Below are 20,114 nucleotides of genomic sequence, written 5' to 3'. Positions count from 1 at the left end.
TTCCTTGCGATTGCTCGCCAGCATCGCCTCAACCGACATCGACCCGACTTCGACCGACCATGACTTCCACCCAGGCAACCTTACCGATGATGAGCGTCGATCAGATCACTTATGGATCGGTCGATCGCATGCGGATGAAGGGTTACCAAATCATCGGCAAGTCTGCGGGCATTGACCAAGCCATGTCATCGTCCTTTTGCAAGTGGGCGCCCTCGCACAGTTCGCTTGAAGTGGATCAGTTTGAAAACAATGTCGACGCTTGGGGGCTGAGCTACTTTCCAATCAATGACCAACAGTTCGCGCTCGCACGCAGCGTACATGGAGCCCCGGAGTACAGTGGCCGAGGCGGCCTGACCGTGATGACGCGCGCACTGGTTTTGAATCGCCAGCAGATGCGCCAATACGAGGGACAAGTCGTCAACTTGGCTAGAATTGCAATGAGCCTGGGCGGACTGATTCTGGGCGACTCTGCCAACGAAGTCTTAGAGCCGTTTGAGATTCCCGAAAACGGATTCCATCTCTCTGAACTCGCCAGTGACTTTACGGACTCTACCGAACCGGTGCTGGAATACGGAGTTCAGCGCGCAATCGTGCAGCAAATTCAACTGCTAATCCAACGAGGGGCTCGCGTGATGGTGATCGGCCGCTGTGATCCACTGCCAATTCTGTCCAATGTCTTCAGTGGCTTGGAGACACAACGAAGGATCGCGACCAGTTTTGCTTGCGGGCTAAAGCCAACCAACCGACGTGTCTTTCAACTTCAGTTCACCCAGGAAACACTCTCGCAGCGGCAACACAAGGAACTGCAGCGATCAAACCTGGAGATCATTCAGATCGAAGACGTGCTACAGATGTTCTAGCCCCCGCAGAGACGACTGCGTGCTGCTGCCAAAGCGATCAATTTCTAGCCCCATCCGATGCGCCAGCGGCACAAACAGGTTTGCCAACGGTGTATTCTTGGCTTGATCATGAGCGACATACCGCCCGTGCCGATAGCCACCACCCGCAACGATGATCGGCAAGTTACGCCAATCGTGCGAAGACGCGTTGCCCAGGTTAGACCCAAATAGAATCGCAGTGTGATCCAAAAGTGAACGGCCCTGCTCTTGGACTGCCTTGAGCTCTGCCAAGAACGTCGCAAAGGCATCGAATTCAGCCTGCTCGACCAATCGCAGCTCATCGATCTTCTCTTCATCCTTGCCATGGTGGGACAAGTTGTGCCAGTCCGTTTTGACACCAACAATGTTGCTGGGCACGGCGTTCATGCTGCCCAGGGTGTAAGTCACCACGCGAGTCGAATCGGTTTGCAACGCTAACTGAACCATGTCGTACATCAAACGCTGCTTGGCAATGATGTCTTGTTTGTCTCTGACATCAGTAGGAGGCTGATAATCGACCGCAGGCTTTGGCTTCCGGGCCCACTGTTCGCTTTGCAACAAACGATCCTCTAACTCCCGAACCGACGAATAATACTGATCTAACTTGTCCCGATCGGCTGGACCCAACGTCTGATTTAGACGCTTGGCCTGTCCTGACACCGTGTCCAAAATACTTTGTCCACGCTGTAGCTGGCCAACCTGTTGCTGAATCTGATCCTCCGTCCCAGCAATAAACAGCTTCTTGAACAACTTTGCTGGCGATGATGCTGCCGGAATGTTGACACCACTAGACGTCCACGAAAGCGATGGTCCTGTCGCCGTTAATGCCAGGTACGGAAACCGAGTGGCGACGGCTAACTTGGCAGCCATCTGCTGGTCAAGTGAAATCGTGTTTTTGAATCCTGCCAGCCCAGGTCGCTGAGCGGAGGTCAACCATGTCATGCCTGACGCGTGACCGTTGTTACCATTCTGATTCGGATGCGACAATCCAGAGAACAGCGTGATCTGATCAAGATGATCACGCAGACGATTCAAATACGGCGTCGATGGCTGAAGCGGGCCGGGTTGATCAGGGAACAAAAACGGCCCATGAAATCCTAACCCGGCACAGATGGCAATAAAGCGCTTGGGCGTTTCTGCGGCCGCAGCAAAGGCTGGCTGCATGGCCGAAAGCATTGGCAAAGCTAATGAAACACCAGCTGAACGCAACAACGTTCTACGCGACATGCCTCGCTGACGAAAATTAATTTGCACGATCTGCCTCTGTTCAATGTTCGGTTAGGAAGCATGCCATGAATCTGCATGCACGCCATCGTACCTGAAAACACCTGTCAACTGCGATAACTATTTCTGCCGAAAGATCGAGCTCTTGACGACAGCCATCAGCAAATCTCGCGCTCGGTAGCCCGTCTCGGCAGTGCTGTCAACAATCCGCTGCACCTCTTGGCGATCGGAAAAACCGAGCTCACGGCCACTGGCAAAGGTCGCCAGTTTTCCTACAAACGCTCGGGCCAGCTGCTCATCTTGATCAGCCAACAACTGCCGAAACTCCTGGAAACTGGCGAAGCGATTCCCATCTGACTCTTCGCCCGAAGCGTCCACCGGCGGCCCCAGGCGATAATTCACCTTACGCCCCAAAATCACGCGGTCCACCCGATCGCCTTCTCCCAAACTTCGATAGCGATCACGAAAACCACCAATCGGATTGAAACACTCCAGAGCAAATCCGGGTGGATCTATCTTTGCATGGCAAGCGCGACAGTTACTGGAATCACGATGCTTGGCCAGTAACTCGCGCAGCGTGCTGGCACCGCGAATGTCGGGCTCCACGCCAGGGACTCCCGGCGGTGGTGGCGGGGGAGTCTTTCCCAGCAACCGCTCACTGACCCACACGCCGCGAACCACCGGGGAGGTATTGGTTCCGTTGGCAGTGACCTTCAAAATCGCCGCCTGAGAAAGCAAGCCGCCGCGTAGGGAATCGGGCGGCAACTTCACCAGCTGGATCTTTTCGCTTTTCAACTTGGGCAGTCCATAGTGTTCGGCCAAGCGACAATTCAGCATCGCAAAATCAGACTGCACTAGGTTGCGAATCGGCAAGTTCTTGACCAACAAGTGTCGCACGAAGGCCTTTGTCTCCAGAGGCATGCTGTGCCTTAAGAACAAATCGTATTCAGGAAATAGCTTGCGATCGGGGGCCGTAAAATCCATCTGCCGCAGGTCCAACCAGTTATCGCAAAAGTCATCGATAAAGCGTGCGAACCGGCCACTGTTCATCATGCGCTGCGTCTGTTGGGTTAGCACATTCGGATCAACCAAACGCCCCTGCTGAGCGAGTTGACGCAAGGTTTCATCAGGTGACGACCGATGCAGAAAGTACGCCAGTCGTGAAGCCAAAGCATGGTCATCCAGTTGGCCGGGCTTTTCCTGCAAGAACAAAAACTGCGGGGAACACATCATCGCCAGCACAGAAGTCCGCAAGGCAATTTCATGACTGTCTCCCGCGTCGACGCGTCGCTGAAAGAGCGCAAACATCTCATCAACAGTCTCTGGCTGAACAGGCCGCCGAAACAGTTGATCACCAACCCGCACCAGCGCACGGCGCACATCGGCTTCCAGATCTTCGGAGACGATTTCAAACGCGGGCTTGTACCAGGACTTGGTGCGATCGTTGGGATTGCGAGGTGGAATCTCTCGACGCCCCATCCCAGTGAAGATCAAATCATGGCCGACCGACGGAAAACGATCCACCAGCGGACCCTCGACCTTGATTTCACCAATCGCAAGTCCGGGTCCCTGGTATTGATCAATGGGATCTCCGCGACGAAAACCGCTCATCGAAAGTCCATATGGCTCAATCTGCACCATGTATCGTGGTTCAATCCAAGTCACCAACTGCACCGTCGTTGGTTCACCGGACGGCGCTTGGTAAAAGCCATAGATCGGCTTGTCGCTCCCCGCAGCAAAACTGGTTCCACCGATGGAAAAGACAATCGGCTGATCCGATTGATGGGCATATCCGGTCACGGTAATTCGATAATAGCCAGCCTTGCCAAAGTCGGTGCCGCGAACCATTCCACTGGGATAACCACCGCCTGCAAACCGCACCATGTAGCCATCATCAAGCAGTTTCCACGACTTGCCAACATGGGTACTAGCTTCTCGCGTGTCTTTGTACCAAACCGTCTTGGTTTCAACCTTCTCTGCTTCGGTGCGACTCGCGATGGCCGCATCCAGCACTTTGTTGCCAGCCTCCAAGTAACGCTGCAAGTGGACCATCGAGAGGCCCAGCGATTGGCCAACATTGTCAAATTCATGACTGCGGGCGTCTTCTGGCAGCATTGCCGCCAGCGCCAAGTTGGTTCCAAAGAGATCATTGACCGTGTTCTCATACTCTTGGCGGTTCAAACGCCTCAGCACCGTCCCCTTTCGATGGGCATGAACGGCAAACAAAGGCGTCGCGACCGTTTGAACAAACTCCTGCCGCGACGCGTCGTCTAATTCGCTTGCCTGGGCAGGTGGCATCTCACCGGATTCAATTCGATCATGAATGGTCTCCCATTGATCAAAGACAGCGACTCGCGCCAGGTCCCAATCCAACTGCTCAATCGCGAAGCCGCCTTCCGACTGGCCATTGGCGTGGCAGTCAGCGCAGTGCTGCTGCATCAAGTGACGCAACTCCTGCCGATCCGAATCAGCAAACCCCGCCGTGGCTTGCTGAGCGTTGAGCACCGGCTGAACCTGTGCCTGAGCAACGCCAGTGACGATCAACAGCGCGATCACCAACGGGATACGTTTCCAATGTCTCAACAGTTGATTGCAGGCACACGACATCATGACCACCAAGATTCCAGTCACAACAAGTCAAACGAGAGGCAAGACCGACAGGACGATAGTATACTCCACCTGCTCATGCACCGCGTCGATTAAACGTCATGCCCCCATGCTGCAGCACTCCACGACTTCACCGTCGCCACGTCAGCGAAGAATCCCAAGGCGGTAGGCTTTCTTGATTGCCGCGGGACAGCATCTGGCCGGTCCAACGACTGGACTGGACTGGACGCGGTGCAGAAACCAGAACCTAGAATAGAGTCTCAGATTCTCAACTGCCTCCCCACGAAGATTCCATGCGTACACTGCCCACTCTGTTGTCGCTCGTGCTCTGCTGCTGCGCGAACTCCCTGTTGGTCGCACAACCATCATCGAACAACGATCGTTCCCAGGACACGTTGCCACCGATGACCGCCCAAAGCCTTCCGGCCGACATCCCCTCGTTGTGGGCAACCTTTGATCCGGCCAAGGATCCGCTGGATGTACAGGTCTTGCATCGTTATCAGCAAGACCATGTCACCATCGAAATGATCTCCTACGTTGTGGGCACTTTCAAAGGCAAACAAGTGCGTATGGGCGGCTACCTCGCCTATCCATCCAAGCCAATGGGCAGGGTTCCCGGCGTGGTGCAAATCCACGGTGGTGGTCAACGAGCCATGGCGGAACTCGCCTTTGGCGTGGCTCAAAACGGTTACGCCGTGCTGTCAACGAATTGGGGCGGTCGCTTGATGCAGCATCAAGAACCTGGCCAACCCGGCGAAGGCAAAGTAGGCACCGATTGGTCGCCACTGGATGCGACTCAGAAACACAACGGCTGGTATGCGAAGACTCAACCTGACCCGCTGACCTACGACGATTTCGATTCACCACGCAACAACAACTGGTTCCTGATCAACCTGGCCAACAAACGAGCGATCACGCTGCTGCAACAATTGGACTTCGTTGATCCCGATCGGATAGGTGTTCACGGCCATTCGATGGGCGGCAAGCTTTCTGTCATGCTGGCCGGCACGGACGATCGAGTCAAAGTTGCCGTGCCCTCTTGCGGCGGCACCGGCGCAGCCCCTGCAGCGTTAAAGCAACGCAAGGGCAACTCCTCTCGCCCCCAACCACTCCAGCCACTCTATGCCAAGTACATCGATGACACGCGAATGTTGCAAGATGTGCGTTGCCCGATCCTGTATCGTGGCCCACAAAACGACTTCAATGGAATGCTTTCCAATCTGGCCTTTAACTGGCCTGCGATTCCTGCTGACACACCGGTGCGGTTCTCGATCACGCCTCATATGAATCACCGGCATGCTGCCGAGTGCGACTTCACGCATTTGCTGATGTTCGAACAGTATCTCAAAGGCACTTATGAACTGCCGAAAACGCCTGCAATCAACGTCGACCTACATGGGGACGAGACGGGGCCGATTGTCACCGTCCTCCCCGATCGCCCAGCGGAGGTGGAGCGTGTGGAAATCTATTATTCTCAGGATCCCAACGGCCAATTTCGCTTCAATCGATCCGCTCGCGTCGAAAAGCAAGGCGATGCCTATGTTGCCTCGGCGCCAATCACTTCGAGCGACCTGGGCTTCTTTACTCTGGCCAATGTCTATTACAAACATCCCCAAGCTCTCCAGCTACATGGGCCGCGCTGGAAGAAAGATCCCGCGGAGCTGTTTGCCTTGAGCACCAACGTGCAGAAGTTTGAAATCCCCGAGGTCCAGAAAGCTCAGCCAGCTGTCACCGACGTCACAACGCGTCTGATTGAATCAAGCTTTGCGAACGATGGCAAACCGGACTGGTATCGCTATTCGAGCGATCGCTTGAACACTCGCAAGATCCGCGACCCCAAATGGCGTGGCCCGATTGGTGCCAAATTATCACTCGACGTGCTCGATCCGATTGGCGAAAACCTGATCCTTGAATTCACCTTCAACAGCTACTCCAAATATGGACGTGAGTTTCCATCGGGTGACTTCTACTGCGTCGTGCCAATGATGGCATCCGACGATTGGCAAACACTGACCATCGACATCAGTGATCTCAAGCCAAAGCTTGCAAACCAAACCGATCTGCCTGCCGATTGGCAAACCCTTGATCACATGACCATCGCCGATCAACTGGAAGCAGTCGCTGACGGCCAGCGCAAGGTTTTCAAAAGCAATGCCAGACGAGGTCAAGGTCGCCAGATGCGAAACCTCAAATGGGTCGGAGGCACCTACCCCAAGACCATCTTGCTAAACGGCGGCGGATTAGAACTCGATGCCAAGGCATATCAACAACAGTTCAACGATCAGATCGATGTTTCGATCGGCCTAGAAGAAAAGGTCGACGGGCTGCAACCCGCTCAAGACTAAGAAGCCAGCAGGAAGCCAAGCCAGTGGCGACCTACACCGCACCCATCACTGGTCCGTGGCCTGGGCGACGATGAAGTAACCGCCCGTGTTCCAGCGACTGCGGGCCAGGCCATCACCGTGCAGGTTCACTCGATCAATGACTTGCACCTCCCAACCGGCAGTGGCAAACAAACGGGTTAACTCTCGTTTGGAGAAACGATGCATGAACATCTTCTCCAGACCTCGATAGCCATAAACAGCGTCACCCCATTCTGTTTCCGGTTGTCGCCACGCCTGCCAGGCACCTCCGATCAGTTTGCCCAGTCCACCGGTTTCGCGCAAGGCCGCTAGATGTCGATGCACGTGCGCAATCATTAAACCCTCCGGCTGCAAAATGCGGCGCACGTGTTTGAGAAACTGCAGTCGATTTTGGGCCCCCTGGATCATGCCTAAAGTACTGAACATGCAGATCGCGGCGCTGGCCACCTGATCAGCGATCCCGTCCAACTGAACCAGATTTGCTTGGACAGGGTACAGACGCCCCAATTTGGTTTCGGCAGTGGTTTGTGGCGGTGCTTTGGCATCTGAATCGGCGGTTCGCTGACAAAGCTGGCCGAGCATGGGCAGGCTCAAGTCGATGGCCAACACATCCAGACCTTGATGTGACAGCGGCACACTGATTCGCCCGGTTCCGCAGCCCAGATCCAGAATGGGCCGCGTGGGCAGCCCGGTACCGGCAAATGAATTCTCTATCAGGGGGGTTAAATGTCGCAGGACGTAGTCCAGGTCCAACTGACAAAGCGGAGTGCCCGCCACAAAGCCATCATAGTGGCGTGCGATTGCCCCATGATGCACGTAATCCCAGGTTCCGGCGGCGACGCCAGGCGGTCGCTGCCAAGCGGGTGGTGTTGATTCAGGGGTCATGGTGTAAATTCGGCTGCGTTTCTATAATCTGCTCTGCGTGGATTCCACAATCGTTTTGCAGCAGGCTCACTGCCGTGGTTTAGTGTTGTCGCTCAACTGCCGCAGCTCAACTGTCGTAGCTCAATTGTGCAACACAACATTGAATTGTTGAAATTGTATTGTCGTCGCGTTTCATCGCAAAAGACATTCCCCTTCCCCGAGACTGATGACAACGGCCAGCGAGCGGTTGTGATCCAAACCAACCTTTTATAAACCAAGGAGCGATCAATACCGTGGGTATTCGAGTTGCAATTAACGGTTTCGGCCGCATCGGCCGTTTGACATTCCGAAACTTGATGGAACGCAGTGACGAGTTTGATGTCGTCGCAGTCAACGACTTGACGGACAACAAAACGCTGGCGACCTTGCTGAAGTACGACAGCATTCACGGTCGCTACCCAGGTGAAGTCGAATACGACGACGAATCCTTGACCGTCGACGGCAAGAAAATCGCCGTCCTCGCCGAGCGTGACCCAAGTGCTTTGCCTTGGGGCGATTTGAACGTTGACATCGCGATCGAATCAACAGGGATCTTCACCTCACGTGCAGGCAACGGCAAAGCTGGCTATGACAGCCACCTGACCGCTGGTGCCAAACGTGTCATCTTGAGCGCTCCGGCGAAAGACGGCGCTGACCTGACTTGCGTTTTGGGCGTCAATGACGACCAACTGACTGCCGACCTGAAGTGCGTCAGCAACGCGTCTTGCACCACCAACTGCTTGGCTCCTGTTGCGAAGGTTTTGAACGAAACCTTCGGCATCGAAAGCGGTTTGATGACCACCGTTCACGCGTACACAAACGATCAGAACGTACAAGACCAGCCTCACAGCGACTTGTATCGTGCTCGTGCTGCTGCGTTGAACATCATCCCAACGTCAACCGGTGCTGCCAAAGCTGTTGGTCTGGTCATTCCAGAACTGCAAGGCAAGCTGACCGGCATCGCGATGCGAGTTCCAGTGCCAACCGGAAGCGTCGTCGACCTGACCGTTAACCTGGGCAAAGACGTCACCGCCGAAGAAATCAACGCTGCCATCAAGGCCGCCGCTGATGGACCTTTGAAAGGCGTGCTGAAGTACACCACTGACCCAATTGTCAGCAGCGACATCGTTCACGATTCGCACAGCAGCATCTTCGCTGCCGACTTCACACAAGTCATCAATGGCAACATGGCCAAAGTTGTTAGCTGGTATGACAACGAATGGGGCTACAGCTCACGCACCGCTGACTTGGTCGCTCGTATCGGTGGCATGCTCTAAGCAGCCGCTTTAGCGAACGAGAAAAACATCAAACCCGCTGCGTGCATGCAGCGGGTTTTTTGTTGGCTCTCAGCGGTGATGGTGAATGGCACGCCCCGACTCGGCCGGCCGCTAGGTCCGCTCCGGCCGGCCGCCAAACGAACAGGCAATCAGCTCATTTGCGGGCGCTGCAGGCAGGCAATGAGCGTAGTACAATGGTGGGTTATCCGCAGGCGTCCCCTCTCCATCCTCCTGCGTCCGCCGCCACACGCTACGATGGCATGAACATGCGATTCCTGGCCTTGCTTCTGCCACTGCTACTCCAGCTCCCTCAGCTCTTCCAGTGCAGTGCCCTGCTCTCCCGCGCGAACGCTGAATCCTGGGCGACCTATCGCGGCGACGACCGACGCTCGGGAGTCGCTGAGGTTGACATCTCAACTCACGATCTCGCACTCCTCTGGCAGCACCAACTGACGATGCCACCGCGACCAGCCTGGGATGGCCCGGCGCGCTGGGACGCCTTCAACGACCGACGTCATTTGCCTTCGATGCGGAATTACGATCTGTGCTACCACCCGGTGGCCAAGGACGGCACGGTCTACATCGCTTCGTCCGCGGATGACTGTGTCTACGCCTTCGATGAAAGCACGGGAGAATTGAAATGGCGGTTTGCAACCGGTGGCCCGGTTCGCATGGCTCCAACAATCCACCAGCAATCGGTCATAGTCGGCAGCGATGATGGCCGCGTGTATTCTTTGGGGACAGAATCCGGCCAGCTCCAATGGTCCTTCTGCCCCAGAGAACACCAACTGCCCCACGAAGCTAGCGATGCACTGCACGACCATGTGCTCAACGACGGACGCCTGATCAGTCTGTGGCCTGTTCGCACCGGTGTCCTGGTTCACGAGGACCAAGCCATCTTCGCCGCCTCCTTGCTACCTTGGGAACCGTCCTATCTGTGCAGCATCGATGTGAAAACCGGAAAAACCAACGAAGCTGGCTTCGTCAAACGACTCAACGATCACACGTTTGAAGGCGCCATGGCTATTGCCAATCACACACTGATCGCACCACAGGGTCGCATCGCACCAAAGTTCTTCTCCGCTCGAACCGGCAAATTCTTAGGCTCTCCCAAAACAGGCGGCGGCACGTTTGCGATCATCACGCCCGAACAAAAACTCGTCCTCGGTAACCACGCTGAAGCAAAGCAATTCAATCCAGAGAACAATGCCGCAAGCTTGGCCGTTTACCGCGACGTCCGATCGGTCGTGATCGGTGGCGGTCGAGTGTTTCGCATGACCTCTGATCGCATCACCTGTCGCGATCATGCATCGCAAGAAACGCTTTGGAGCCAGCCGATCCGCACCGGCAATGCCCTTGCACTGGCCAAAAACGCGGTGATCGTTGGCACTGCATCGGGCCTGAATCTCTACCGCCCAGAAACCGGCCAACTGATCTGCACCGCCAAATCGACATCCGACCAACGCGGTCGTCCAGTGCATGGCATTGCCATCACTGAAGCAGGGCAAATCATTGCCTCCACTGAATCCGGGACACTCCTATGCTTTGGATCGGCGGAACTATCCAAGACCGCTCAGGGAAAGGATTTCGTTCATCATTTGAATGCCCCGTCCAAACAGTCCGCAACCAATCAAAGCCATGCCCCCGAACTGCCAACATTGGCGAAGGGACTGCAAACGGGACTCATCAGTCGTTGGGTCCCTACACGCAAAGGCATCGAGGCAAACAACCGTCGTCAAGCCCATGAAACGAAGGTTCCCAAGGGACTGAAGGTCTTTGACCAAACTGGCGATCAACATGGCCGATTGCGAGAATCAGCGACGATTCAATCGTGGCCAACGGGAGAAGCCTTAGAACTCGCTGGCACGACTTCGATTGAGATCTCCACCGGCGCGACTCCGGCATGGTTACCAAGAAACGCGCTCACCGCTTTGGCGTGGGTGCGACTGCGTGAAGGCTCCGAATGGGGCGGCGTGATCTCGGCGGTTCGCGACAACGGCAACGATGAACAAGGCTGGGTACTGGGTTACCGACGCAACAAACTCGCCTTCGGCATCAAACAAAGCGGCACAAAAACCGGCGTCCGCTACTGCATTGCCCCGCAGGATTTCCAATCTGATTCCTGGCATCAAGTGGCGGGAGTCTTTGATGGCCGTCAGCAATCACTGTATGTCGACGGCAAACTGGTCACCCAATTGGACTGCGAATCGGCAGGCATCCAATATCCCGACACGCTTTTTGTCACCTTAGGAGCCTTTCACGATGAAGACGAACACCATCGAATGAAAGGCATGCTGGGCGAGGCCAGAATCTACGATCGTCCCTTAACCGCCACCGAGGTCGCTACGGACTTCAACCAGTTGCGCACGACCTTCCCTGCGGTTGAGCCCACCCCTGAGCCAAAATCATTACGCCAGGGACCCATCGTTCAATTCCTGACCTCCGGCCAGGCTGCGTTTTGGGGACAGACCCACAAATCCGTCCCAACCGGAGCGCTAACGCTGAAATGGAAAGAACAGGGAAGCCATCAGTGGCAGATCGCAGCACTGGAATCCGATTCACCGTTCATTACGGCAACGCTGACGGATCTTCGTCCACGCAGCTTGTACGATTACGCTGTCTTTCAGGATGACCAACTGCATGCTGGCCCCTGGCTGCTTGACACTCATTTCAGCTATGCCTGGCAGCGCCCGCATGGTGCGGGCACCGATTCACCGGCATCGGCATCCACCGATTTCATACCTGGGCTGGGCCAAGTGCTTGAGAGCGTTTCGTCTTTTCCACGATCAGCGCAGCGGCCCCTGATCGGCATCGTTGGCAATGACGTCGCAACGGCAATTGCTGTCCAGACCGCCAGCCAATCTCAGGTGGTGATGCTTTGCCCGGCTGAACCAAAAGACATCATCCGCATTCGCCAAGAGCTTGCAGCACGCAACTTAAGTGGCCACAGCATCGCCGCAATGCCACTTTCTGGCGATGCACCAGAGGACTTTGTCAACGTGCTGATCACGCGAGACCACGCGGCACTGGAAACGGCCTGGAGGCACGTGCGCCCCGACGGAGGCGTGGCGATTGTTTGCCAATCCAATCTGGATGCTTTGACCAAGACGACGAACCAACTCGCTCAACTGGAGTCCTCTCAACAACTTGATCAACACAGTGTCTTGATCAAAGGCAAACGGCGCGGCGCAGCAGACTGGACTCACATGTACGGCGGCGCGGACAACTCACACTTCACTGGCGAAACACTTAGCGATGCCAACCAAGCCAAGGACTTAAAGGTTCAGTGGCTGGGGCGACCGGGGCCAAGACACCAGTCCGACCGAGAAAACCGCAAGCCATCTCCACTGTACGCCGACGGCCGACTGTTTATCCAAGGGCACCAACGCATCTTGGCACTCGATGGACACAACGGCACCATCCAATGGACACGAGAAATCCCGGAGATGGCTCGCTTCAATATTCCCCGCGACTGCTCCAACTGGTGCACCGATGGCAAGCACCTTTACCTTGCCATCGGCGATCGATGCTGGACGCTGGACTGCCAAACGGGACAGTTAACAAAGTCCATTGAAGTGCCTGATGATCCAAACGCTGACGGCAACAAAGCCTGGGGTTACGTGTCCATGTCCCAAAATCAATTGATTGGATCGGTCACCAGTGATGCATCAGCGTTCACAGATTGGTACGGAAAACAGTTTTGGTACGACAGCCAAAACGGTGCGTTGGCGGCCAAAGTCGTCAGCTCGTCCCTGTTCGCGATTGATCCGGCAAGCTCCAAACGGCTGTGGACATTCCAAGACACTCTGATCCTCAATTCGACCATCACCATCGCCGGCGACCATGTCTTTTTCTGTCAAGCCAGAGCTCCCGAGAACTTTGACAGGAGCCTCATGAGGCTCCAAGACGCAGCGGCTTGGGATTCACTGGAACTTGTTGCCGTCGACCGCAAGACCGGCAAGGAACACTATCGCACACCATTGCCTGGGATTGACCTGACAACCAGTCTGTCTGTGACTGCGTCAGAGGATTGGCTCATCGTCTCCGGATCCGCTCAGGGTCGCTTTGAAGTGCTAGGCATCAAGCAGCAAGACGGCAGCCAGTGGTGGCGCCGCAAGATTCCTTGGGAAGCCGATCACCACGGCAAGCACTTGTCACGACCTGCGATCGCTAACGGCAAAGTCTTTCTGCGCCCTGTCGTCCTGCAGTTGGCAACCGGAGAAACCCTGGATGCATTGAAGTTCCCCGGGGGGCACACTTGTGCGTCGTACACGCTAACGGCGCGTTCAATGTTTCTGCGTGCCGGCAGCATGACCATGTGGACGCCGGAGAAAAATCAGTCCAGCAAATGGAATCGCTTGCGCACCGACTGCTGGATCAGTCATGTTCCAGCCGGTGGCATGCTGCTGATGCCCGAGGGCGGCGGCGGCTGCAGTTGTGGAGGCTGGTTGGAAACATCAATGGGCTTTCGCCCTGACAAGTAGGGCTTGCTGAATAAGTCGAATACCTTGCTTTTTACTTGGCTTGACGGCTTGTTTGTTGTTTCGGGTGCAAGGCTTTGGGCGAAACACCTTGCATTTGCTTGCATTCCAAGGGACTATCCCGAACCAGTTGTAGAACACCTACGGCGTTCGGAGACGATGTGCATAGGACCTGTCCCCAGGGTGCGCTGCGCGACCCTGGGCTATGGGGTAGAACACCTTCGGCGTTCGGAAACTTCGGTGTGATGAAAATCCGCTCGATGGAATCTCGCTGGCAGCCGTGGTGTGTTTCCCTGATTCTGTTGGATGAAGAAACGTCATCATGGACTGCCCTGCGCCATAGGTGTTCCACACTTGCAATCGGGCGTTCCGTGGAGAGAGCAAGTGTCATCTGCAGCTTTAGCGTTAGCCAGAGGTGGCGCTACCAACCGAGCCAGCAGTGCTGACAAAATCAGCAAGCCCTAAGTCGAGGCGGGACGAGCGGTTTACCACCCGTTGGTCATCCAACCGCAACGTCATAGCCGACGCGCCTGAAGCGTTTTGTGCAGAGACATCAAACGCGCGAGCCGCTGCCTCTATTGGCGCTGCTGCACCAAGTCGACGATTTGCTGTTTGACTTCCTGAGCAGTCAGGCCATCGGAATTGACAACCACCGCGCCATCGGCGATTCGCAAGCGTCCGACAGGCCGCGATTCATCCTCATGATCGCGTTTCATTTGTGCTGCCAACACCGCCTGAAAGTCCTCTTCGATCCCCTGCTCTGCCAGCTGCAAGACACGGCGCCGGGCTCGTTCCTCGGCAGTGGCGGTCAAGAAAATCTTGCACTCCGCCTCTGGGAACACCTCGGCACCCTGATCGCGTCCCTCGGTCACCATGTTTCGACCATGAGCGATGGACTGCTGGATCAACGACAGCTGGGCACGGACGCGAGGCTCGTCGGCCAAATACTTAATCGAAGCGGTGACTTCAGGGGTGCGAATCTGCGTTGAAACATCGCTTCCGTTGACGCGAACCTGAGGATCCTGCCAGCGAATCTCCAGCTGAGAAACAAAATCGGCCAGCGTTTGAGGATCTTCCAAATCCACCCCGGCTTGCAAGGAAGCCAAGGTAGCCGCACGATACAGTGCTCCGGTGTCCAGGAATTCGAATCCTAGCGCTTGAGCGATTTGCTTTGCGATACTACTTTTACCCGCTCCGGCAGGTCCGTCGATGGTAACGATCACTGAAAACTCCGATGAATGGGCCACACTGCAAACGCAACCCTGGACCATGCGTTTGGTTGCCGCAACCCTGATTTTGCCCCCCAGATTTTAACGCAGCCGCCACTCCAGCAGTCCAGGCATTGCCTCATTGTGCCCCGCATATGAAACCACATCAATCTGGCCAAATTTTCGATTACCTGAAACTGCACTTCGTGATTTTGTTGTGGGGATTCACTGGCATTCTGGGGGATCAAATCCCCATGCCCGCCACACAGATGGTCTGGGTGCGCAGTTTGCTGGCCACTTTGATCTTAGTTGCTGTGCTTCCCAAACGAATCAACGTTCACTGGAAAACGGCCTTGGCATTGATTGGCAATGGCATGCTGCTGGGGTTTCACTGGGTCCTGTTTTTTACGACCGTGAAGATCGCCAACGTCTCGATTTGCATGATCGGAATGGCGACCGTTTCGTTCTGGACCGCAATTATGGAACCGCTGATGGTTCGATCGGTGAGAATGCGTTGGATCAACGTGTTACTCGGCTGCATCATCATCGCGGCGGTGTACTGGATCTATCGCAATGAAACCTCGTATCACCTGGGACTGGGCATTGCGTTGTTGGCGGCAATCATCGCCACCGTATTTTCCATCTTCAATGGGCAGCTCGCTCCCCATGCTCACCCGCAGACCATATTAATGTACGAGATGGCAGGCGCTGCGCTGTTCTGTACGTTCGCGCAACTGATCGGGCCGTCGCTTTACCAACAGATCAATCAATTCAGCGACGCGTCGCTCGCCTGGCCAGAAAACGTGTGGCAACTGAGCGCGTTGGAGATTTTCTACTTTGCCCTGCTGGTCCTGGCGGGCACGATCTTGGCTTACCAGATCTACATTGAGTTGCTTGACCGGCTGAGTGTCTTCACGATCAACTTTGCCAATAACTTGGAACCCGTTTACGGCATTAGCTTAGGGGCCCTGATCCTGCAAGAGAACCACGAACTCGGTGGCAGCTTTTACGTCGGCACACTGGTCATGCTGGCGGTCGTCATCGCACAACCGTGGCTCAATGAAAAGCAAGAGCGTCAGCTAGCCCCAGAAAGCTGACGGTTCATCAGCCAGCGACTGCTCGGTGGCCGCTGGGCTCCGTCCCGTGAACCCGACTCCCATCGCGTGCGCCTAACAAGCACTGTCCTACCAGGCACTGTCCAGTAGGCCTCTGCGCCATGGTTTCACTGAGGCAACTCGCAGGGAATTGCGTTTTCTCTGAACTGATTGTGGCAACATCCCTGGCGGCGCTTCGGTTAGAATCGCGGGTCTCGCCTCTTCGCCCTCCCTTTGACCATTCGGTGACCACTGATGAACACAGATCGTGAACTCTTGCAACAGCGCCGTCAACAGGATCGTCGCTTATTCCTGAAAACCAACGCGATGCTTGGAACCGCACTGGTTGGCGGCTCGCTGGCCAGTGCTCAAGAAGCCCCTCGATCGGCGAATCCAAATGAGCGTTTGACCATCGGAATCATGGGCGTCAACGGCCGCGGCGGGGCGATTGCAAAAGGGATGCTGCAAACCGGACAAGTCGACATTGCCTATCTCTGTGACGTTGACTCACGGGCCGTTGAACGCGTGACCAAGCAAGTCAATGACAAGCAATCCTTCAACGCCAAGTCGACCAAAGATTTTCGCCGCATCTTAGATGACAAATCCGTTGACGCGTTAGTCTGTGCGGCGCCCAACCACTGGCACGCCCCAGCGACGATTTTGGGATGCAGCGCCGGGAAGCACGTGTACGTGGAAAAGCCTTGCAGCTATTCGCCCGAGGAAGGTGAATTGGCGGTCGCAGCAGCACGCAAGAATAAACGCATCGTCCAAATGGGGACACAGAGACGCACCTGGCCTGGAATCGTTGAAGCCGTCGAAAAAGTACACTCCGGAGCGATCGGCGACTGCCTGTACAGCCGCTCCTGGTACAACAATCGCCGTGGGCCGATCGGTCATGGCAACGTCACATCGCCACCGGACTGGCTCGACTGGGATCTCTGGCAAGGCCCCGCCGCGCGGCGAGACTACAAAGACAACGTGGTTCACTACAAGTGGCACTGGCATTGGCACTGGGGCAACGGCGAACTTGGCAACAACGGCGTGCATGGACTGGACGTTGCTCGTTGGGGCATGCAAGTTGAATTCCCCACCGCTGTCTCCGTCGGTGGAGGCAAGCATCGCCATGATGACGATCAAGAAACACCCGATACCATGATGGTTGTCTATGACTTCCCGGGCAGAAAAACCATCACCTGGGAAGGGCTCAGCTGGTCAGCTCTGGGACCACATGACACGGGATTCGGGGTCAGCTTTCACGGCACCGACGGGTCCATTGTGATTCGCAATAGCGGCTACACACAATATGACCTGCGCAACAAAGAGGTGGCGACGGGAACCGGGGCCGGTGGCGATCAAGATCACTTCATGAACTTCATCAACAGTGTTCGCGGCAGCGAAAAACCCAACGCAGAAATCGAGATCGCCCATCGCAGCACCTTGCTGTGTCACCTGGGCAATATGGCCTATCGCGTCGGTGAACGCCTGGAAACCAATCCAGCGGACGGGCGGCCAATCAAGAACGCAGCGGCGGACCGATTATGGGGACGCGAGTACGCCAAGGGCTGGGAGCCCAAGGTCTAACTCGCCACCATCATCACTAGCCTTCACCACGTCCCAAACGCCCCCCAAACACGCCCACCCCAATACGAACATGATTCGAACCACCCTTGTCGCCTTGGCGATCCTCATCAACCTACCTCAGTTCTCAGCCGCTCAGGAAAAAACAATCCGAGTCGGCATCATTGGTCTCGATACCTCGCACGTGCCCGCGTTCACTCGCAGCATGAATGCGACGCCTGCTGACCCCGACATGAAAGGCTGCCAGGTCATTGCGGCTTATCCCTACGGAAGTCGCACCATCGAAACGAGCTCCAGCCGCATTCCCAAATACACCGCCGAAGTCAAAGCGATGGGAGTCGAGGTCGTGGACAGCATTCCTGAATTGCTTAAACGAGTCGACTGTGTCCTGCTGGAGACAAATGATGGCACGATGCACTTGGACCAAGCGATTGAGGTCTTCAAAGCTGGCAAGCCTGTCTTCATTGATAAGCCCGTTGCCAGCAACCTTGCCGAGGCCGTCGCGATCTTTGAAGCAGCGGAACACTTCGGCGTGCCGATGTTCTCCAGTTCCTCGCTGCGTTACAGCGCCGGCCCCCAAGCCATCCGCGGGGGCAGCATCGGCGACGTCCTGGGCTGTAACACCTATAGCCCCGCTTCGCTAGAACCCTCGCACACCGACCTGTTCTGGTATGGGATCCACGGCGTGGAACTGCTTTACACCTGCATGGGAACGGGATGCCAGAGCGTCAGCCACACCTCAACGAAGGATCGTGAGTTCGTTGTCGGCACCTGGGACCGTGGTCGAATCGGAACCTTTCACGGCATGCGGAATGGCAAAAAAAGCTACGGTGGCACTGCGTTTGGATCAAAGGCCATCGCACCGGTTGGCAAGTACGACGGCTATCAACCGCTGGTCAAACAAATCACAGCCTTCTTCGATTCCCGTCAACCTCCCATTGCGCCACAGGAAACCATCGAACTGTACGCGTTCATGGAAGCCGCTGCGGAGAGCAAGAAGCAAGGCGGGGCCAAAGTTTCCATCGCTGAGGTCTTGCAGCGGGCTCAAACGCAGGCTGAGCAACTGCTAAGCACACGCCTTTAAGCCGCACAAACCCGCCGCGACAGCGGCTGTGGCAACCGCACAAACTCCCCCCAGCCGGCCAGCAATGGCCGGCTGTTCTTTTGTGACTGTGTCGACGCGGCCCCACAGGGAACCATGAACAACGCTGTCGATCTTGAACGGGGCGATCCCTGACGTTAAACCGATCCTCTGATCAAGACGATCGACGATCAGCTATGATAATCGCCAGCGTAGCCCTCTGTTCCCCTTTGGTACCAACTCATGGCAGGCTCGACCCACCTGCAGAAAATGCGCCTTGGTGCATCCGTTTTACTGGCCACCTGTGTGACCGCTGTGATCGTTTACATGATCGCCGGCTGGACGTTACTAGACTCGGTTTACATGGTTGCAATCACGGTGTTTGGAGTCGGATACGGCGAAGTCCAACCACTGGACGATCCCTGGCTAAAGTCCTTTACAGTGTGCTTGGTCATCACGGGCTGCAGCAGTGGGATTTATACCTTGGGCGGCTTCCTGCAAATGATCGCCGAAGGTGAATTGCACCGCGCACTAGGAGCAAGACGAATGAGCCGTGGAATTGATCAAACCAACGACCATGCAATCATCTGTGGTTATGGCCGAGTGGGCCAGCGCTTAGTCCTGGAACTCCACGACGCCGGTGTCCAACTGGTTGTCATTGATCAGGATGCCGAACGCTTAGCGGAAGCTGAACGGGCAGGCATGTTTGTCATCGTCGGGGATGCTTCCCAGGAATCGGTTCTCATGAAAGCCGGAGTCCAACGCGCAAAAGTCCTCGCCACCGTCTTGCCTGCCGATCCAGACAATGTCTTTGTCACCCTGACTGCTCGTGAACTGAATGAGGACGTCGAAATCATCGCTCGCGGTGAATCCGAAGCGACGGAGCGAAAATTGCTGCGTAGTGGAGCGAACCGAGTCGTGCTTCCAACAATGATCGGCGCCACGAAAATTGCCAACATGATTGCCAGCCCGACCCTGGAAAGTCTGATCGATGACTCACAAGCGTTTGGCAGATTGAATCAGGACCTGGGACTATTCGGGCTGGAGATGCAAGAGCTGGTGGTGGAACCGAACTGCGAGCTCAATGGTGCCACGATCCGAGAGATCGAGCTAACCGGCGATGGTGGAACCGTGGTCGTGGCAATCAAACGCCCTAACGGCCAAGTCCTGCGAAATCCCAAGCACACTGACACCATTGCCACCGGCGACGTCTTGGTGGTGCTTTCGCATCACGAAGACATGCCCGAAGTCAGTCGTCGCGCAACAAGGCAGCAAGAAGCCATGGTGTATCGCGGAACACGGTACGAGAAGTAACCTCCGCTGCACACAGTGCCTCGCCGCGCCGTACAAGCACTCGATCCATCACAGCAAGCGCACCGTCGGCCACCATTCCCGGCAGAGACGCGTCAGCACACGCCTC

The 20,114-nt window shown here is 55.9% G+C and carries 12 protein-coding genes; 8 read left to right on the top strand and 4 right to left on the bottom strand.

Annotated elements, in window-relative coordinates; all coding sequences use genetic code 11:
- Positions 1-59: 59 nt before the first annotated feature.
- Positions 60-860 (top strand): GAP1-N2 domain-containing protein, encoded by an 801-nt coding sequence (locus SV7mr_RS02115; RefSeq protein ID WP_145268779.1) that lies wholly within the window; start codon positions 60-62, stop codon positions 858-860.
- Here SV7mr_RS02115 and SV7mr_RS02110 read toward each other — a convergent pair.
- Both SV7mr_RS02110 and SV7mr_RS02105 read right to left on the bottom strand, forming a co-directional pair.
- On the bottom strand, positions 846-2,132 hold the full coding sequence (locus SV7mr_RS02110) for a DUF1552 domain-containing protein (protein ID WP_419187983.1): 1,287 nt from the start codon (positions 2,130-2,132) through the stop codon (positions 846-848). The two genes, SV7mr_RS02115 and SV7mr_RS02110, sit on opposite strands and share 15 nt — an antisense overlap.
- A 90-nt stretch (positions 2,133-2,222) precedes the next feature.
- Positions 2,223-4,733, bottom strand: coding sequence for a DUF1592 domain-containing protein (locus SV7mr_RS02105; protein WP_145268777.1), 2,511 nt, complete (start codon positions 4,731-4,733; stop codon positions 2,223-2,225).
- Between the two features lie 269 nt (positions 4,734-5,002).
- Between SV7mr_RS02105 and SV7mr_RS02100 the strand changes: the two genes are divergently transcribed.
- A complete protein-coding gene (locus tag SV7mr_RS02100; protein WP_419187982.1) occupies positions 5,003-7,054 on the top strand; it encodes a dienelactone hydrolase family protein in 2,052 nt (683 codons plus the stop codon).
- 45 nt (positions 7,055-7,099) lie between these two features.
- Here the strand turns inward: SV7mr_RS02100 and SV7mr_RS02095 are convergent, their stop codons facing one another.
- On the bottom strand, positions 7,100-7,957 hold the full coding sequence (locus SV7mr_RS02095; RefSeq protein ID WP_145268775.1) for a class I SAM-dependent methyltransferase: 858 nt from the start codon (positions 7,955-7,957) through the stop codon (positions 7,100-7,102).
- Positions 7,958-8,229: 272 nt separating this feature from the next.
- On the opposite strand from SV7mr_RS02095, the gene gap reads away from it, so the two are divergent.
- Together gap and SV7mr_RS02085 are read left to right on the top strand one after the other, a co-directional pair.
- A complete protein-coding gene (gene gap, locus SV7mr_RS02090) occupies positions 8,230-9,252 on the top strand; it encodes a type I glyceraldehyde-3-phosphate dehydrogenase (RefSeq protein ID WP_145268773.1) in 1,023 nt (340 codons plus the stop codon).
- Positions 9,253-9,446: 194 nt separating this feature from the next.
- Complete coding sequence (locus SV7mr_RS02085) at positions 9,447-13,736, top strand: outer membrane protein assembly factor BamB family protein (protein ID WP_145268771.1); 4,290 nt, start codon at positions 9,447-9,449, stop codon at positions 13,734-13,736.
- 572 nt (positions 13,737-14,308) lie between these two features.
- Here SV7mr_RS02085 and cmk read toward each other — a convergent pair.
- Complete coding sequence (gene cmk, locus SV7mr_RS02080; RefSeq protein ID WP_145268769.1) at positions 14,309-14,956, bottom strand: (d)CMP kinase; 648 nt, start codon at positions 14,954-14,956, stop codon at positions 14,309-14,311.
- A gap of 140 nt (positions 14,957-15,096) precedes the next feature.
- On the opposite strand from cmk, the gene SV7mr_RS02075 reads away from it, so the two are divergent.
- From SV7mr_RS02075 to SV7mr_RS02060, 4 genes are all read left to right on the top strand, one after another.
- Positions 15,097-16,038 carry a DMT family transporter gene (locus tag SV7mr_RS02075; RefSeq protein WP_145268767.1) on the top strand — a complete coding sequence of 314 codons (942 nt, stop codon included), beginning with the start codon at positions 15,097-15,099 and terminating at the stop codon, positions 16,036-16,038.
- Positions 16,039-16,290: 252 nt separating this feature from the next.
- The gene (locus tag SV7mr_RS02070; RefSeq protein ID WP_145268765.1) at positions 16,291-17,616 is read left to right on the top strand and encodes a Gfo/Idh/MocA family protein; all 1,326 of its coding nucleotides are present in this window, start codon (positions 16,291-16,293) and stop codon (positions 17,614-17,616) included.
- Between the two features lie 70 nt (positions 17,617-17,686).
- On the top strand, positions 17,687-18,697 hold the full coding sequence (locus SV7mr_RS02065; RefSeq protein ID WP_145268763.1) for a Gfo/Idh/MocA family protein: 1,011 nt from the start codon (positions 17,687-17,689) through the stop codon (positions 18,695-18,697).
- A 240-nt stretch (positions 18,698-18,937) separates the two neighbouring features.
- The gene (locus tag SV7mr_RS02060; RefSeq protein WP_145268761.1) at positions 18,938-20,008 is read left to right on the top strand and encodes a potassium channel family protein; all 1,071 of its coding nucleotides are present in this window, start codon (positions 18,938-18,940) and stop codon (positions 20,006-20,008) included.
- Positions 20,009-20,114: the final 106 nt, after the last annotated feature.

The sequence above is a fragment of the Stieleria bergensis genome (assembly GCA_007745635.1).
Classification (GTDB): domain Bacteria; phylum Planctomycetota; class Planctomycetia; order Pirellulales; family Pirellulaceae; genus Stieleria; species Stieleria bergensis.
Note: the sequence above shows the minus strand (reverse complement) of the source record. Positions and strands in the feature narration are given on the sequence as shown.

Coding starts and splice junctions, on each gene's coding strand:
- SV7mr_RS02060 (WP_145268761.1), top strand. CDS start 18,938: ATGGCAGGCTCGACCCACCTGCAGAAAATGCGCCTTGGTGCATCCGTT.
- SV7mr_RS02065 (WP_145268763.1), top strand. CDS start 17,687: ATGATTCGAACCACCCTTGTCGCCTTGGCGATCCTCATCAACCTACCT.
- SV7mr_RS02100 (WP_419187982.1), top strand. CDS start 5,003: ATGCGTACACTGCCCACTCTGTTGTCGCTCGTGCTCTGCTGCTGCGCG.
- SV7mr_RS02070 (WP_145268765.1), top strand. CDS start 16,291: ATGAACACAGATCGTGAACTCTTGCAACAGCGCCGTCAACAGGATCGT.
- SV7mr_RS02085 (WP_145268771.1), top strand. CDS start 9,447: ATGGTGGGTTATCCGCAGGCGTCCCCTCTCCATCCTCCTGCGTCCGCC.
- SV7mr_RS02095 (WP_145268775.1), bottom strand. CDS start 7,957: ATGACCCCTGAATCAACACCACCCGCTTGGCAGCGACCGCCTGGCGTC.
- SV7mr_RS02075 (WP_145268767.1), top strand. CDS start 15,097: ATGAAACCACATCAATCTGGCCAAATTTTCGATTACCTGAAACTGCAC.
- SV7mr_RS02115 (WP_145268779.1), top strand. CDS start 60: ATGACTTCCACCCAGGCAACCTTACCGATGATGAGCGTCGATCAGATC.